The sequence below is a fragment of the Microbulbifer maximicatervae (SeqCode) genome, assembly GCF_052467225.1.
Genome location: NZ_CP174303.1, coordinates 2,348,087 through 2,364,621, shown reverse-complemented (window position 1 = coordinate 2,364,621; position 16,535 = coordinate 2,348,087). Strand labels below are relative to the sequence as shown.

The 16,535-nt window shown below is 50.2% G+C and carries 14 protein-coding genes; 4 read left to right on the top strand and 10 right to left on the bottom strand.

Translation table 11 applies throughout. The features are described from left to right. Nucleotides 1-18: 18 nt before the first annotated feature. A complete protein-coding gene (locus ACJJIZ_RS10450) occupies nucleotides 19-639 on the top strand; it encodes a LysE family translocator (RefSeq protein ID WP_444916084.1) in 621 nt (206 codons plus the stop codon). Nucleotides 640-702: 63 nt separating this feature from the next. Here the strand turns inward: ACJJIZ_RS10450 and ACJJIZ_RS10445 are convergent, their stop codons facing one another. Then, nucleotides 703-1,182, bottom strand: a complete 480-nt coding sequence (locus ACJJIZ_RS10445; protein ID WP_444894346.1) for a hypothetical protein — start codon at nucleotides 1,180-1,182, stop codon at nucleotides 703-705. Between the two features lie 507 nt (nucleotides 1,183-1,689). Here ACJJIZ_RS10445 and ACJJIZ_RS10440 point away from each other — a divergent pair. Then, complete coding sequence (locus tag ACJJIZ_RS10440; RefSeq protein WP_444894347.1) at nucleotides 1,690-2,814, top strand: M14 family metallopeptidase; 1,125 nt, start codon at nucleotides 1,690-1,692, stop codon at nucleotides 2,812-2,814. 205 nt (nucleotides 2,815-3,019) lie between these two features. Here ACJJIZ_RS10440 and ACJJIZ_RS10435 read toward each other — a convergent pair whose 3' ends face one another. Then, on the bottom strand, nucleotides 3,020-4,540 hold the full coding sequence (locus ACJJIZ_RS10435) for an MFS transporter (protein ID WP_444916083.1): 1,521 nt from the start codon (nucleotides 4,538-4,540) through the stop codon (nucleotides 3,020-3,022). 298 nt (nucleotides 4,541-4,838) lie between these two features. On the opposite strand from ACJJIZ_RS10435, the gene ACJJIZ_RS10430 reads away from it, so the two are divergent. Continuing rightward, the gene (locus ACJJIZ_RS10430; RefSeq protein WP_444916082.1) at nucleotides 4,839-6,038 is read left to right on the top strand and encodes a phosphatidylinositol-specific phospholipase C domain-containing protein; all 1,200 of its coding nucleotides are present in this window, start codon (nucleotides 4,839-4,841) and stop codon (nucleotides 6,036-6,038) included. A 244-nt stretch (nucleotides 6,039-6,282) separates the two neighbouring features. Continuing rightward, nucleotides 6,283-8,034 carry a M28 family metallopeptidase gene (locus ACJJIZ_RS10425; RefSeq protein ID WP_444916081.1) on the top strand — a complete coding sequence of 584 codons (1,752 nt, stop codon included), beginning with the start codon at nucleotides 6,283-6,285 and terminating at the stop codon, nucleotides 8,032-8,034. Between the two features lie 181 nt (nucleotides 8,035-8,215). Here the strand turns inward: ACJJIZ_RS10425 and ACJJIZ_RS10420 are convergent, their stop codons facing one another. From ACJJIZ_RS10420 to ACJJIZ_RS10385, 8 genes are all read right to left on the bottom strand, one after another. Further along, entirely contained in the window at nucleotides 8,216-9,853 is a 1,638-nt protein-coding gene (locus ACJJIZ_RS10420) for an AMP-binding protein (protein WP_444916080.1), read from the bottom strand. 150 nt (nucleotides 9,854-10,003) lie between these two features. Further along, nucleotides 10,004-10,339 (bottom strand): SCP2 sterol-binding domain-containing protein, encoded by a 336-nt coding sequence (locus ACJJIZ_RS10415; protein WP_444916079.1) that lies wholly within the window; start codon nucleotides 10,337-10,339, stop codon nucleotides 10,004-10,006. Nucleotides 10,340-10,420: 81 nt separating this feature from the next. Then, nucleotides 10,421-12,214 carry an acyl-CoA dehydrogenase C-terminal domain-containing protein gene (locus ACJJIZ_RS10410; protein WP_444916078.1) on the bottom strand — a complete coding sequence of 598 codons (1,794 nt, stop codon included), beginning with the start codon at nucleotides 12,212-12,214 and terminating at the stop codon, nucleotides 10,421-10,423. Between the two features lie 178 nt (nucleotides 12,215-12,392). Further along, a complete protein-coding gene (locus ACJJIZ_RS10405) occupies nucleotides 12,393-13,463 on the bottom strand; it encodes an AraC family transcriptional regulator (RefSeq protein WP_282933467.1) in 1,071 nt (356 codons plus the stop codon). A 3-nt stretch (nucleotides 13,464-13,466) separates the two neighbouring features. Further along, nucleotides 13,467-13,667: a hypothetical protein gene (locus ACJJIZ_RS10400; RefSeq protein ID WP_282933468.1), complete on the bottom strand. Its 201-nt coding sequence runs from the start codon at nucleotides 13,665-13,667 to the stop codon at nucleotides 13,467-13,469. 261 nt (nucleotides 13,668-13,928) lie between these two features. Then, the gene (locus tag ACJJIZ_RS10395) at nucleotides 13,929-15,314 is read right to left on the bottom strand and encodes a class II fumarate hydratase (RefSeq protein WP_413665142.1); all 1,386 of its coding nucleotides are present in this window, start codon (nucleotides 15,312-15,314) and stop codon (nucleotides 13,929-13,931) included. 58 nt (nucleotides 15,315-15,372) lie between these two features. Beyond that, nucleotides 15,373-15,819 carry a DUF4399 domain-containing protein gene (locus ACJJIZ_RS10390; RefSeq protein WP_282933470.1) on the bottom strand — a complete coding sequence of 149 codons (447 nt, stop codon included), beginning with the start codon at nucleotides 15,817-15,819 and terminating at the stop codon, nucleotides 15,373-15,375. 252 nt (nucleotides 15,820-16,071) lie between these two features. Continuing rightward, nucleotides 16,072-16,506: a hypothetical protein gene (locus ACJJIZ_RS10385; protein ID WP_282933471.1), complete on the bottom strand. Its 435-nt coding sequence runs from the start codon at nucleotides 16,504-16,506 to the stop codon at nucleotides 16,072-16,074. Nucleotides 16,507-16,535: the final 29 nt, after the last annotated feature.

The following is a 16,535-nucleotide window of genomic DNA, read 5'->3' as shown; positions in this document are numbered from 1 at the left end:
TTTTCCTCTGGTACACCTGTGATTGAATCTCTTTTGCCGATCGCCCTTTTTGCTTTCTCAGCCAGTATTACACCGGGCCCTAATAACCTGATGATTATGTCCTCAGGACTCAATCACGGCATCTACAGTTCAACACCTCACCTACTGGGAATTTGGCTGGGATTTCCCGCCATGGTGGTTGCCATTGGCTTGGGACTGGGAACCGCCTTCAATCACTTCCCTTTTCTGCATGAAGTTATTCGCTGGGCAGGCATTGCCTATTTACTCTACCTGGCATGGATAATTGGTTCGACCCGGGAAATGGGTTCTGGAAATTCAAACCAACCCCTGAGCTTTACCCAGGCGATGGCTTTTCAGTGGATCAATCCTAAAGGCTGGATTATGGCCACTGGAGCGCTGGCTGCTTTCACCAGTCCCGGCACAGAAATATGGTCGGGAGTTGTTAAGGTTGCACTGGCATTTATCACCATTGGCGGGCCTTGTGTTGCCATCTGGCTATTCTTTGGCGTTGGGCTAAAACGGTTCCTGACTGAACCACGCTACTTGCGAAGCTTTAACATTGCTATGGGATTGTTGCTTGCTGCAAGCGTTATCCCCTTGGCCCTCGAGGGGCTTACCCCCTTTGGCGCAGCCACCTGAAAGGTCTCTTCAACAGCTTAAGCTCGGGAGCCTAGCTCCCGAGGCGCTCAGAGCTAGGAAAAACTAGCGAGACGCAGCCTGGAAACGGCTTACTGCACGAAGCTCGGCTGAGTCCTGTAACCAAACAATATCTTCAGCCTCTACTTGCTGCCCTGTTATCCCTGATAACTGATCACTGAGTACTTCTAGTCGGGTATTCTCATCGACGCCCTCCACCGGAAGTCGGATCCAGACCTGCCCCTCTTCGTCTGTAACCTCCGCAGGTGCCCCCTGGTCAGTACTGCTTAAATGGCGATCAAACACAGAGCTATGACCTGGCGGCAAATAAATAGTGCCATTGGTAATATCGACAGCGAAGGCCACTATGCCCGGCAGCAGGCCAAATAGCAGGCCTGCGCCGTCCAAGATTACGACCGCAGGATCAACTCGCCCACCCGCCTGCCCTTTGCGCTCCGGGTACAGGAAATAGCCACAGGCGCTCAGATTCATCACTGTTACAAGCGCAGCGGATGCCACGACACTTCGTTTAATCACTCTATTCATGGTGTCACCTCTCACGAAAGCCCCCTATGCGGAGCTATTACTTGTTCTTTCTATTCCCACTAATGCTATGGGACCTATTCTCTATCTGTACAAATTCACGCCAGATAGCCCTGAGACAAAAAGATCATCAAATTTACGCCGATCGAAACGTTCGTACAACATCAAGCAGGCTCGATTGCCTAAACTTTAACCAGCACTTGCTGCGGGATGTTAAGGAGATTTACTAATTTCTGACAGTGTGGAGTGACGCACTTGTGATCTGACCGGGCAGTAAGCAGTCGCCTGGGGTCCGACACCGGAAATTTCAGGGAGCAGTAGTCGTAGCAGGTGCCGCCAGGGATTGGCTAAAGCACGGTATCCTTATCGATGCCGTGCTTTTCTATTTCACTAAATAAAGGAGATTTCGTCCTATCGCACCCAAAATTGGCGAGATCCCCTACCTTTCTTCCTGGAAAATTCCCCCTACCGCTGTATCCTGCGCCCAAGAACAAGAGTGGAGCTCTCTACATGTATATCAGCAGCGCCTTTGACAGCGGCAATATCGAAGTTATCAATACCGACAGCAATCCAATTGAGCTAGCAATCCGTCAGGACAACAATTCTGACTTCTACCAATGGTTTCACTTTCGTCTGGAAGGCGATATTGGCACCAGCTATCCCTTGCGCATCGTTAATGCCGGCAAATCCGCCTACCCGGAAGGCTGGGAAAACTACCGCATCTGTGCCTCTTACGATCGTCAAAATTGGTTCAGAATTGGCGCCAACTACGACGGCAATACTCTGGACTTCACTGTAACCCTGGATGAACCCAGCATCTATCTCGCCTATTTCGCCCCCTACTCCTGGGAACGCCACCTGGACCTGCTCGCTTGGGCGCAGAGCCACGACCTGGTCAAACTGCAAACTCTCGGTAAAACCCTTGATGAGCGCGATATGACCATGCTCACGGTTGGCAACGCCGACACCGCAAAACATCGTGTTTGGATGATTGCCCGCCAACACCCAGGAGAGACCATGGCAGAATGGTTTGTCGAGGGCTTCCTGGAAACCTTGCTCGACCATGCCAATCCTACTGCGCAAAGCTTGCTGGCAGATACCGTATTTTATGTAGTACCCAATATGAACCCCGACGGCAGCGTTCGCGGGCATCTGCGCACTAACGCTGCGGGAGCCAACCTGAACCGTGAGTGGCTCAACCCCACAATGGAGCGAAGCCCGGAGGTCTTTTTGGTCAGGGAGAAGATGCTGGAGCTGGGCGGAGATATCTTCCTGGATATTCATGGTGATGAAGCCCTGCCCTATAACTTTGTTGCGGCTTGTGAAGGTATTCCCGGCTATGACGAGCGCCACGCCAAGTTGGAAGAGACATTTAAGCAAGCTTATGAGGCCATCAGCCCCGACTTCCAAACGGAGCATGGATATGAGCTGGATAAACCCGGCGAAGCAAATCTGACAATTGGTACCGCCTGGGCTGGACATCAATTCCGCACCCTGGCTCTAACATTGGAGATGCCGTTTAAAGACAATGATGACCTGCCCGACTTGATCGAAGGTTGGTCCCCGGCGCGAAGCCAACAACTCGCTCGCGATATTCTTTTCCCAATTCGCGAAGTGTTAAAAACACTCAAATAATCTCTATACGGTGAACCAAATTACCGTTACCAACAAGAGAAATTAATTTGAGCTGGGCTGTTTCAAACGGCAGCCCAGTTTTAGAGAGACTTTTCTTATTGTAATTATTGATTTATAAAAACCGAGTAGGCGTATATTTTTGAGCCAAAAATCACAGGACAGCCTCTATATTTCAAAGCTTGCAGAGACCATTAAAATAACATTTCTAACTTTCCTTCTTACGCTGTGATTTTTTCAATAATACAGCTACAGTAACCAACAAAAGAAAAGTAAATACAACCAACCCCCACATCACCGACTGAAAAGCCTGGGCAAAAGCCTCATTAAACATGTTAGCGATGCGACCGTGCAAAGCAGCAGACACCCCCATTGCGCCACGCTCTATCCTTTCAGGATTAATCAGCAATGCATCGATATATTTTTCCAGTGCACTGGTAATCTGCACCCCACTTTCCTGCAATTGATTTAGCAAACTCTGTTTTTCCATTATCCGGAATACAGTACCCACTACAGCCAAACCAAGTGCTGCGCCTATATTTTGTATGCCCCACAACATTCCGGTTGCTATGCCTGCACTATTCGGCGGCAAAGCGCCAATAGCGATTGGAGCTGTCGCACTAAATACAAATCCCCAAGCTACACCGAAAGGTATAAAAGCCAGCAAAAGTGTTGAAAAATTGGTATCCACTGAGAATTGTGTCATTACGATTGCCGCAATCAAAATACATATGACACCAATTAAGATTGGAGCCGCAGGTGCGGAATTAGCCGCCATTCTGCCCGCCACAGGAGATACCAAAGCCATTACCAAGGTAATAGGGAGCAAAATCAAGCCGGACATTACCGTTGTATCCTGACGCACAATATGCAAATAAAATGGTAATAAAAAGAAAGCAGAAATGAGAAATATCAACAAACTAAAATTGGTTAAAACACAAGCGGAAAATAGCGAATTCTTAAAATAGGCAAAATGGATCAACGGCTGCTCCAGTTTTCGCTCAACACGAAAAAGGGCAATAAAACTCAATATAGAAATAACCAGTAACAACAGTATCGGCCAGCTCAACCAACCCACTTGCGCCCCTTCAACTACTAACACCACTAGCGAACCCACACTAAGCGCAAGAAGTATCATTCCACACCAGTCAATATAACTTTTTTCTTTATCTAAATTTTGCGGGCTCCGCATCACAAAAAGACCAAGCACCATACTAACCAACACAAAGGGGATATTAATAAAAAAGATCGACCTCCAAGACAAATACTCACATAGGACCCCACCCAATACCGGACCAAGAGCAAAGCCGACAGCCAATACCGACATCCACCATCCCATTGCAAATCCGGCTTCTTTTTCTACAAAAGTGTGGGACAGCAAAGCAATATTATTCGGCACGATTATAGCAATGGAGACACCTTGAAAGGCCCGCCAGACAATTAACCAAAGTGGGTCCTCAGCCAATCCCGCGAAAAGGGAGCTAACTGCAAGTAATACCCATCCAATATTGAGCATCTTCAGGGAGCCCACAATATCCCCCAATCTCCCCATACTGGCCATCAGGATACATAGCATCAACATAAATATATTCATAACCCACTGGGTTTGAATAAAGGATGCACCTAAACTCTGCTGGATTGTCGGCAGCGCAATACTGACAATGGTGTAGTCCAACCCCAAAATAAAGGTGGCTGGAAAGGAGCCAAGCAAAACAACCCACTTATTCATTAGTCGCATAATTCCCCTTATGCAGCTTGTTAATTAAAGCAAGGAAAGACCCTGAATAATTTATCGGCATTTAATGCTGAGAGAGCTACACAACCCATCCATTATCAATAGAATTATGATGCCACCAGAAAACAACAAGAAACCAACCCTCTTCACATAGACAAAAAAGTCCAATTCGTAGTAAAAAGCAAAAATAATAAAAACGGTACCTTAAGGCACCACACACCAATAAAAATTAAAAAATATTCACTAGCGTCTACTGCAAAAGTAGCGTATCTACTCAGTCCGGAGAAAAATAATGAAACACACTATCAGACAAATGATCCTATCGATTCTATTTGTACTTTCCTTCGCCTCTCCCCCCCTTTGGGCCGATAGCATTTCTGATTTCCAAAACAGCTGGACAGGCACAGCCTTGGATCTACAGCGTCAAATAGACAACCACACTCCCATGAGTGAAAACAATATTTTGGGGACACACAATTCTTACAACTCAGAAGTGTATCGCGCCTGTAACTTCTCAGTGGGATGCCGCTACCTGGACCCTCAACAGGAGCATTCCATAAAAGATCAATTGCGCATGGGAGCTCGCTTTATAGAGCTGGATGTCCATTGGACAACGAAAATGGAGAGCCTTTTTTCCTACCCAAAAAGATTACTTCTGTGCCATGGGCTCTGCAGTATCAATGATAAGTATGCGACTGAAGGATTTAACGAAATAAAGGACTGGCTAAATGACAGCGCCAATCAGGACGAAGTCATCATTTTATATATCGAGGACCACTCTGATGGGCGCCATCAAGATCTCTACAACCAAATAACCGATCGATTCGGGGATAAGATTTTCTACAGTGGCGGCTGCCAGAGTATTCCCAGCAGCCTTACAAAAAATGATGTGCTTGCTGCAGGGAAACAAGTCGTCGTGTGGAAAGATAGCGGCTGCTCTGGAAATGGTGACATGAAGAACATGGCCTTCACCGGATTAGGGGAAATCGGTCGAGTGTGGGAAGACAGCACCACTATTGGCACTATAGGAGAAATTTTTAGCGGTGGTATTGAACGAATCACAGCCGACGATGTGCGCAATGGCTTTGCTATAGGCCACAACATAATCAACCTCGATAATATGAATACGACCGATGGTCGCATCGCTGCAGCTATTTGGTCATGGGATCAGAATGAGCCAAATAACTTGAACAATGAGGATTGCGCTATGCAGTGGGGCAACGGGCGCTGGAATGATGCCAACTGCAGCAACCAATATAGCTTCGCATGTAAGAACACGGCTGAAGGTAGCTGGCTGGTCAGCGCCTCAACAGGCCCATTCTCTTATGGTGCCGGGGTGTGCCAGGCACTGGGCAATGACTACTTGTTTTCCGCCCCCACCAATAGCCAGGACAACCAAGCCCTTAAAAGCGCCAAGGAAACCACTGGCTATGACAAGGTATGGATTAACTATCAGGACCAGATAACTGAGGGCCAGTGGCAGCACAATTAACCTCAAAAATCTCGACTTGAGGATTTAGGCTGGATAGGAGGCTAAGCCCGAGCCTCCTATCCAAGGCGAGTTTTATTGAAACCTCTCAAACACAAACCCTGTCACCATATTCAACTAAATTACCAAAACGGGAATATAGCTCTGGGCCCAGCCACACTCTACTCTCAACTGATCGCTGATATGTCGTTAGTTAAGACAAGATCAGGCATAATCTGCCTCCTAACAAGACTGTCAGGACAAAATTATGCGAATTCCTACCACCTGGCGCCGCCTTGGCTTGGCTATAGCCATCGGCGGTGTTATCAGCGGTTGTAGCAAGGGCAACGAAGAAGTCAGCTCACAAGCGCACTCCCATAAAGAACATACCGAACACAGCACCGAAAAGCTCAATCAAGAAGCCGCTGAGAAGGCTCAAATTGATATTGTCGCCGCCGACCTGCACAAGCATGTCGCCGTATTGGCCTCCGATGAATTCGAAGGCCGCGCTCCCGCCAGTAAAGGTGAGGAGCTGACGGTAAACTATCTGGCAGAGCAATTTAAGGCGCTCGGACTTACCCCTGGCGCCGTAGATTCCGACGGTAACCCCAGCTGGTTCCAGGAAGTCCCCATTGTAGAGATGGATATTCAATCCACCCCCCTTACTATTCAGGGCGAAGGTGTAGGCCAGGTTCTAAAACCTATTGACGACATGGTCGCGTTTACCCAGCGGCAAACCAGCGCATCCAGCCTTAATGAAAGCGAATTGGTTTTTGTCGGTTACGGCATCGTAGCTCCAGAAAACAACTGGAATGACTACGCAGGTCTGGATATGGAAGGCAAAACCGCAGTCATTCTGGTGAATGACCCTGGCTATGCTACCCAAGATGAGGCTCTATTTAATGGCAATGCCATGACCTACTACGGTCGCTGGAGCTACAAGTTTGAAGAAGCTGCCCGTCAGGGCGCCGCAGGGGCCATTATTATCCATGAGAATGGCGCTGCCGGTTACCCTTGGGAAGTAGTGAGCGGCTCCTGGTCTGGCGCCCAGGTAAGCCTTGAAGCAGAAAACAAGAATATCGATCGCGTGGCGATTGAGGCCTGGATCACTAACCAGGCAGCGAAGGATCTGTTCCAGGCAGCGGGTCTCGATTTGGCCGAAGAAATGGCAGCGGCAAAAGCGTCGGGATTCAAGCCTAAGTCACTGGAACTCAAAGCCAGCATCGAACTCAGCAACAGCCTTGAGAAGTCCAACTCTCGCAATGTTATTGCTAAGTTACCCGGCAAAAAGTACGCAGATGAAACCATTGTTTACACTGCCCACTGGGACCACTTAGGGGTCAACCGAAACGCTTCTGGCGAAGACCATATCTTCAATGGCGCAGTGGACAATGCCACCGGCACCGCTGGACTACTTGCTCTTGCAGCCCAAGCAGTAAAAGAGGATCAAGCTGATCGCTCCCTGGTATTCGTTGCAGTAACTGCTGAAGAGTCCGGTTTACTCGGCTCCAAATACTATGCCGCCAACCCAGTTGAACCTCTGGAAAAGACGGTTGCCGGCTTTAACTTCGACGCCATGAATGTCTTGGGCCCCACCAAAGACATCACCGTCGTAGGCTTCGGCAGCAGCGAGCTGGAAAATCTCTTAGAAGCAGCCGCCAAAAAGCAGGGCCGCTATCTGGCTGCTGAAGAGCACCCGGAACGCGGCTACTTCTATCGCTCAGATCATTTCAGCCTGGCAAAAGAAGGCGTGCCAATGCTGTATTTTGATTCCGGTAGCGAAAACCATGAGCACGGCCGGGAGTGGGCACAATCCAAGGACAAGGAATATCTCAGCCAGCACTACCACAAGCCGGGAGATGAGTACGACCCCAACTGGAACCTGAAAGGCGCCGCTATGAATTTGCAGCTGGGCCTGCAATTGGGCCTGAAGCTGGCAAACAGCCGCGACTGGCCCAACTGGTATGAAGGCAATGAGTTCCGCGCTATTCGCGACGCCAGTGCCGAAAGCCGCAAATAACTAAGCAGGATAAATATCCCGTTTTTCCTTGGTGGTACCTCCTCGGTGCCACCAACCTCCCCCCCAAACATCAACCCTGCATTAGCTGCAGGTGCATCTCCCTGAATCGAAACCAATAAAAAAGCCCCACTGTCTCCAGCAGGGCCTTTTAAGCGAATTAACTCTTTAGCTAAATAGCGACTTAAGCAGCGCTAGTAGCCTCAAGCTTTTTCAACTCTTCATCGCGAAGTTCACGGCGCAAGATTTTACCCACATTAGTTTTGGGTAAGTCCTCACGGAACTCCACATGCTTCGGCACTTTATAAGCCGTCATATGCTCACGGCAGTAGGCAACAACTTCATCTTCAGTCAAAGATGGATCAGCCTTCACCAGGAAGAGCTTCACCTGCTCACCACTTTTCTCATCCGGGATACCGATAGCGGCAGCTTCAGTGACCTTCGAATGCGCGCTGATCACATCTTCAATTTCATTGGGATATACATTGAAGCCGGACACAATAATCATGTCCTTCTTGCGATCCACAATTTTGATGTAACCGTCATCCTGAATAACGGCCATATCACCGGTATTCAACCAACCTTCACTATCGATAGTATCCGCAGTCGCTTCCGGGCGCTGCCAATAACCTTTCATCACCTGCGGCCCACGTACACACAACTCACCAGGGGAGTTATTCGGCAGGTCATTGCCATTTTCATCGACAACCTTAACCTCGGTACCGGGAACCGGAACGCCCACTGTACCCAGTTGCACACCATCAGCCGGGTTAAATGAAACAACCGGGGAAGTCTCGGTCATACCGTAACCTTCCATAACAATGCAGCCGGTCATTTCTTCCCAACGCTTAGCGGTATCTCGAGTTAACGCCATACCACCAGAAGCTGTCGAGTGCAATTTACTAAAGTCCAGCTCAGCAAAATCCTTGTTGCGCATCAACCCATTAAATAGGGTGTTGAGCCCAACAAATCCTGTGAAACGCAGGCCTTTCAACATCTTCACAAAACCCGGGATATCGCGCGGGTTGGGTACTAATAGCGAATGGTTACCCGTGGAGAAAAGGCACATACAGTGGATGGTAAATGCGTAGATATGATAAAGCGGCAAAGGTGCAATATAGAACTCCTCGCCCTCTTTCATGCCATTGGCAAAGGCAATACGCACCTGCTCCATGTTGGCAACTAGGTTGCCATTAGTCAGCATTGCACCCTTGGCAACTCCAGTGGTACCGCCGGTATATTGTAAAACCGCAATATCTTCTTTAGTGCGCTCAACATCCTTATGTGGACGCTCAGCACCTTTTGCCATGGCATCGCGGAAACGAACTTCATTGGCAAAAGAAAATTCAGGCACCATTTTCTTAACGTACTTCGCCACACTGTTGATCAAGGTACGTTTCAGCGGGCTGTGCAGATCCGCAATTTCGGTAACAATAACTTGTTTTACATCAGTTTCAGCAACCACCGCAGCAGCGGTATCGGCAATATTCGCCAGTACTACCAGAGCCTTGGCCCCTGAATCATTCAGCTGGTGCTTAAGCTCGCGCTGCGTGTACAGCGGATTGGTATTTACTACAACCAAACCTGCGCGCAGTGCACCAAAAACAACTACCGGGTACTGCAGCACGTTGGGCAGCTGGACAGCGATGCGATCGCCGGGCTTCAAGTCGGTATGATTTTGTAAATAAGAGGCGAATTTTCCACTTAGCGTGTCAATATCATTGATTGAAAGTGTACGCCCCAGGCATGTGAAAGCCGGCCGGTCACCGAATTTGGCGCAAGCGCCTTTAAAGACATCAAGTATGCTGCGATCAATGTCCAACTCTCTTCTCCCATTCCTGATTGTTGTCGTCGCTTGCCCACACCTTCCGTCTCCATAGGCGAAAGCTGCCATATCTCTTGGCGAGCGAGAATTTATTTATTGTTTGTAGTATCTTTGAGACGGTGAAAAAGAAGGGTTTAAAACCTCTCTTTACCGACCTCCCTCTTCACTATTCGCAGGAAATAAACCTGCCAACGCTGCGGCCAATTCGCGATTTCCAGAATATTGAACATCCCCCAAAAGGAAGGCATGACGCCCACTTAATTGACCGTCCAATATAGCACTGAGAGTGCTGTTTTCCATTTCCAATGTTAGTTCTGGATTATCAGTCTGACCAAATTCGGAAATCACTTTGTAATTTTTAGATACTTCGGTGACATAAACATAGAAGTCACAGGCATCTGGCAGCCGGAACTGTACCCGAGCCAGCGGGTACGAACAAGCTAAGTGATACAGGCGCTCTTGAACTGAATCCGGCAATTGCATCGGAAATTCTCCGTTTAAGCCGCTTTGTTACTCACAAAAAAACCGCCGGCATTTGCCGGCGGTTTTAATTTCAGAGCGGGATCAGAATGCAAAATGCTCGGCATCCAATTCCATCAAGTTGCCTGCTCCACTCAACATGGACGTTGCGTGGCTGGAAGTGCGAGGAAGGATACGCTCGAAGAAGAAACGCGCGGTAGTAATTTTCGCCTTGTAGAAATCTTCTTCTCCAGTGCCCGCCGCCAGTTTTTCATTGGCAACTTTAGCCGCCTGCGCCCACAGGAAGGCCAGCACGGTGTAACCGGAGAACATCAGGTAATCTACAGAAGCAGCACCTACTTCATCTGGGTTTTCCATAGCTTTGCCGCCAACGTGCAAGGTCAGGTCTCCCCACTGCTTGTTCAGCTCTTGCAACTTAGCAACGAAAGGCGCCAGTGCTTCGTTATCAATTTCCGCCTGGCAGAATTTGTGAACCTGCTTGGTGAAACCGCGCAGCAATTCGCCCTGGGTCATCAGAACCTTACGGCCCAACAAGTCCAGAGCCTGAATACCAGTGGTGCCTTCATAGATAGTGGAGATACGCGAATCACGTACGTTCTGCTCCACGCCCCACTCGGCAATATAGCCGTGACCACCGAAACACTGCATACCCAGGTTGGCAGATTCGAAACCAGCTTCCGTTAAAAATGCTTTTGCAATCGGCGTCAGGAACGCCAGCATATCGTCAGCGGCTTTCTTCGCATCAGCATCGCCTTTGTGAGTGATATCAACCAGCTGTGCACACTTAACAACCAGCATACGACCACCTTCGGAGAAGGCTTTCTGGGTCATCAGCATGCGGCGCACGTCAGGGTGAACAATAATCGGGTCAGCCGGGCCTTCCGGGTTTTTCACGCCGGACAGAGAACGCATTTGCAGGCGATCTTTTGCGTAAGCCAGGGACTTCTGGAAACCGATCTCGGAGTGAGCCAGGCCTTGCAGAGCAGTGCCCAGGCGCGCAGTGTTCATAAAGGTGAACATATAGCTCAGGCCTTTATTCTGCTCGCCGATCAGGAAGCCTTTAGCACCATCAAAGTTCAGCACTGCAGTGGCGTTGCCGTGAATACCCATTTTGTGCTCGAGGGAACCACATACCACACCGTTGCGCTCACCGGCAGAGCCGTCAGCGTTCGGCAGGAACTTGGGTACGATAAACAGGGAGATACCCTTGGTGCCAGCAGGTGCGTCTGGCAGGCGGGCGAGTACGATATGAACAATATTGTCAGTCATGTCGTGCTCACCGGCGGAGATAAAGATCTTAGTGCCGGAAATCGCGTAGGAGCCATCGTCATTCGGCTCGGCCTTAGTGCGCAAAATACCCAGATCGGTACCGCAGTGAGGCTCGGTCAGACACATAGTGCCAGTCCAGCTACCTTCAACCAGCTTGGTCAGGTAAACCTGCTTCTGCTCTTCAGTACCGTGCTCTTCCAGGGTGTTCATGGCACCGTGGGACAAGCCGGGGTACATGCCCCAGGACCAGTTGGCGGTGCCAACCATCTCGCTCATGATAGTGCCGAGCGAGGGCGGCAGGCCCTGGCCACCGTACTCAGGATCGTGAGGCAGCGCAGCCCAGCCACCCTCTACAAACTGCTGGTAGGCTTCTTTAAAGCCTTCCGGGGTAGTAACTTCACCGTCTTTCCAGGTGCAACCTTGCTGGTCGCCAATTTGGTTCAGCGGTGCAATAACGTTTTCACAAAACTTTGCACCCTCTTCCAGGATGGCATCCACGACATCAGGAGTAGCCTCCTCATATCCAAGTGACTCATAATGCTTTTCTGAGTCCAGCATCTCGCGCATTACGAAACGCAAATCACGCAGTGGCATTTTGATATCGGTCATCCTGATAACCTCAATTCGCTTATGTTTGGGACCGGAGGCAAAACCATCCAGTCATATTTATGACTAATTTCTAAGATTGGTTCATCATAGTAGTAAGCGAGCAGCCCCCTCTATGGCCAAACCCGTCCAAAGCGGTGACAAATCGAGGCGAGAGGATGAAAAAAGGTGACTGGCCTAGTCAAATATCCAGGCCAGCTGCAGCGCGACCACCCCGGCGATACTCGCCTGGCGTAATTCCCGTCCACTTTTTGAAGGCGCGGAAGAAAGCACTGGATTCATCGAACCCAAGCATCTCTGCGATCTGCCCATTGGAAAGATCCGGGCAGCTCAGGTAGTGGAAAGCCGCTTCCATCCGACATTCGTCTTTGAGCTTCTGGTAGGAGGTGCCCTCCTGTTGCAGGCGACGACGCAACGTGGTGACCGACATATTGAGCCTCTCCGCCACCGCCTCTGCGGCAGGCATGGACTCACTCACATCCCGGTTCAAAATGGTTTTTACTTTGGTTTTGATACTATTGGCACTGCCGTCGCTGATCACCAGGTGATAAGGAGCGGTGCGAATAAAGTCCTCAACCATCTGCGGGCTTTGCACCACAGGGTATTCCAGGTAGCGGGTATCATATTCGAGCGCATTAAACGGCTGCTCAAATAACAACTCATTGGCCTCGCTTTGCGCGAGACTGCGAAACTCTTCCGGGCAAGCAAATGAGAAGTGCAACCTGGCCAGCGGAATCTCCCGCCCTGCCAGCCAGCAATAAAACCTGTGCCAAACCGCTAGAGTTGTACGCACCACACTGGGGCTCGTGTTATTCAGCAGCTGCTCAAATTCGCCCTTGCCCAGCGAACTGATCCCGCAAATTTCAACCCGCTCGCGCCCATGGCCACCTTCTCCGAGTACCGGCTTCACCTTAAAACCTCGGCAGATTTCCATAAATTCGGCACAGAGCGTAATCGCCTGGCGGAGGGTTGCACAGTTCACCACCGCCAGACACAACAAGCGAAAAGACCCGGAACGGACCCTTCCACCACTCAGCATGCCAAACCACTCATTTTGCGCCAGCCACATCACGCGCTGGTATAAGCGGCCGTACTTTACTGCTGAAAATGCGGATACGCCCTGCAATTCAGACTCATCGATATCGACAGAAGCTAAAAGCTCCTTGCGATCACACCCATGCTTGGTCGCCTCTTCGAGCAGTCGCTCGAGGTAGGCGATAGGGATGCGAATATCCTCTTCCGTTGACGCCATCTATTATTTACGCCTGCGCAACCAATTCAATAAAGCCCCGCACCCAAACGCCAGAGCAATGATGACAAGCAATATCACCAACAGAAGAATGAAATAGGTGACAACATCCTTAACAGGCAGGTCCCAGCTGTAGACTGCCGCCACTACAAAGGCGACACAGGCGAGGACACTGGTAATAAAGGAGCGGCGACTTCTTTTAGCCATGACGATCTGGATACATTGATTTTCAAAACAGGTGAGACTGCCACATTTTGTGGCGCTACCATTGTATTGTCGGCACCCAGTACCGACGCGGCGTCGAATCGTGAGGGATTGGCCGGTTCCTGTCAACGCCGCAGGAGGCACCAATGAGCAGAAGAATGCTGGAACCAGAGGATCGAGCCACGCTTTTAAGGCTTTTGCACTGGCTTATGTGCCTGACCGCCATTATATCCTTAATACTGTTGGGAATCGCCTTTTTTGCCCCTAGCTAATCAACCCACCCTTAGCCAAATGGGCGGGGTCTAACAATTCCTCAAGCGTTTCTCTATCCAGGTCCGTCATTTCAACAGCAACATCCAGCACTGGCCTACAGCTGGCATAGGCGGCCTTGGCAATCTCCGCCGCTTTCAGGTAGCCAATCACTGGGTTAAGGGAGGTCACTAAAATGGGGTTGCGGCCCAGGGTTCCCTCAATATGCGCCCGATTCACCGCGAAACTGGCAACGGCTCGATCAGCCAATAGGGTCGATGCATTCGCGAGCAGGTTAATACTTTCCAGCAGCGTACTGCCTACTAAAGGCAACATAACATTCAATTGAAAATTGCCACTCTGTCCCGCCACGGTCACTGTGGTGTCATTACCCATCACCCGGGCACAAACCATAGTAACTGATTCGGCAATAACCGGGTTCACTTTGCCCGGCATAATACTGCTCCCTGGCTGCAAGGCCTCCAGGGCGATTTCGGAGAGGCCAGCAAGGGGACCGCTGTTCATCCAACGCAAGTCGTTGGCAATTTTCATCAGGGAAACTGCCAACACCTTGAGCTGCCCGGACAACTCCACCGACGTATCCTGACTGGAAATTGCGGTAAAAAAGTTCTCTGCCGGGCGAAACTGATGAGATGTGTGGGCGCTGATTTTTTGCGCGAACAGCTCGGCAAAATCCGGGTGAGCATTGAGCCCGGTGCCAATCGCCGTACCGCCTTGAGCCAGCTGGGCAAGCCGAGGCATTACCGCGCGAATTCTCTCCCGGCACGCTTCTATTTGTGCAGCCCAACCTCCAACTTCCTGCGCCATTGTCATAGGCACTGCATCCATCAGATGGGTGCGGCCGGTTTTTACAATACTTTCAAGTTCCGTGGACTTGTCGCACAAGCCAGTGTGCAAATGGCGCAACGCAGGCAGCAGGGTGTCTCGCACTGCAAGCAGGGCTGACACATGGATTGCGGTGGGAACCACGTCATTACTGCTCTGACTCATATTCACGTGATCATTGGGACTGATGGTTTGATCACTGTGCTTTTCTGCGAGGTGAGCGAGCACCTCATTAACATTCATATTTGAGCTGGTACCAGAACCTGTCTGGTAAATATCGACGGGAAAATGAGTGGCATACTCCTCATCACCGAGACTGTCGCAGGCATTGATAATGGCCTCAGCCTGCGCTTTATCCAACAACCCCAAGTCCCGGTTGGCCTCCGCGGCAGATTTCTTTATCAGCACAATGGCGCGGATAAACTCTGCCGGCAAGCCGTGACCACTGACAGGAAAATTCTCCACGGCGCGCTGGGTTTGCGCGCCATACATCGCCTCAGTCGGCACCTGAACTTCACCCAGGCTGTCCTTTTCAGTGCGGAATTCGCCACCCATTTCACTCTCCCCAGATGCGCTTAATGCATCGACAGAAGGTTATTTAGCCGCTGCAGCCCTACTCGACCACGACGGTAATTTTCTTGGACATCACAGGCTCTTTATGTGGCACATGCATATAGTTGCCCAGAACCAGTTGTAGCGTATGCTTGCCGGGCGGCAAGGTAACTTGAGTCTCGGTTTGCCCGCCGCCAAAGTGAATGATGTTCTTACTCGCCGGCAAAGGCTTGCTCATATCCGGCATATCATCCACATCAATCAGCAGATGATGGTGGCCGGTATTCTCTTGATTGGTACCCGCCGGTGCCACACCCATACCAGACAAACCAAACTTCACCGTAAATGTCTGGGGCACCTTCTCTCCATCCTTCGGCGAGATAATATAGACCTTGGCATCTGCTGGGGCCTTACTGCTCATATCCATTTTGCTTTCGTGCTCGGACGCATGTAACAGCGGCGATAGCATCAGTGCGCTGGCAAACAGCAGAGAACTGGATTTAATCATGTGTATTCCTTCCTGATAGGGCGCCCAGATCGCGCCAATTCTTATAATCTGGCTTTACAGCTTCTCGGCCGCGGCACCTTGGTACCGTTCGGCAAAGACACTTTAACAGACCAAAGTTTCAGTTCCAGAGACTATCAGGGAATATAGTTGCGGAAAGAAAAAGAGAGATAGGATTTGTGACAGGGCTGCTTATTTAAATCTGCTTTGCGGCAATTAGGCAAGAGAAGGCCCGGGCCAACCGGGCCAGAAAAATCAGATACTCACCCGACCCTCTTGGGTCCACTCGCAGCGAACCTGCATATCGCCGCTGCCCGGCTCGTGATAGAGGCCAGCGGATTCCCAGCTGAAAGAGTGAACGCCGGAAAGCTCAGTTTCCAAATGCACAGTTGCCGAAACCCAATACATACTCTTCAGCAGCTCTTCAAACTTCTGTATCCACAAATCCCACTCGTACTCTACCGCCCGATAGGAAGCGCCAAAGTGGATAACATCGGTTTGATACTGGGATTGCTTCACTTTAATGGTGGGAATAGCAAACATATCCCGGCACAGGAATGGCCATTCATCAGCACTGGGCAGGGCGAGCACAGCGTTGCGGTTCACCCTGCGCCGATCGCTGCCGCCAGCGAGGCTATTGCTGTCTTTGATACATCCGTAAACGATGGATTCCTGATCGCCCTGAAGCATTAATTCCATTCCTTACCACAGTGCCACTG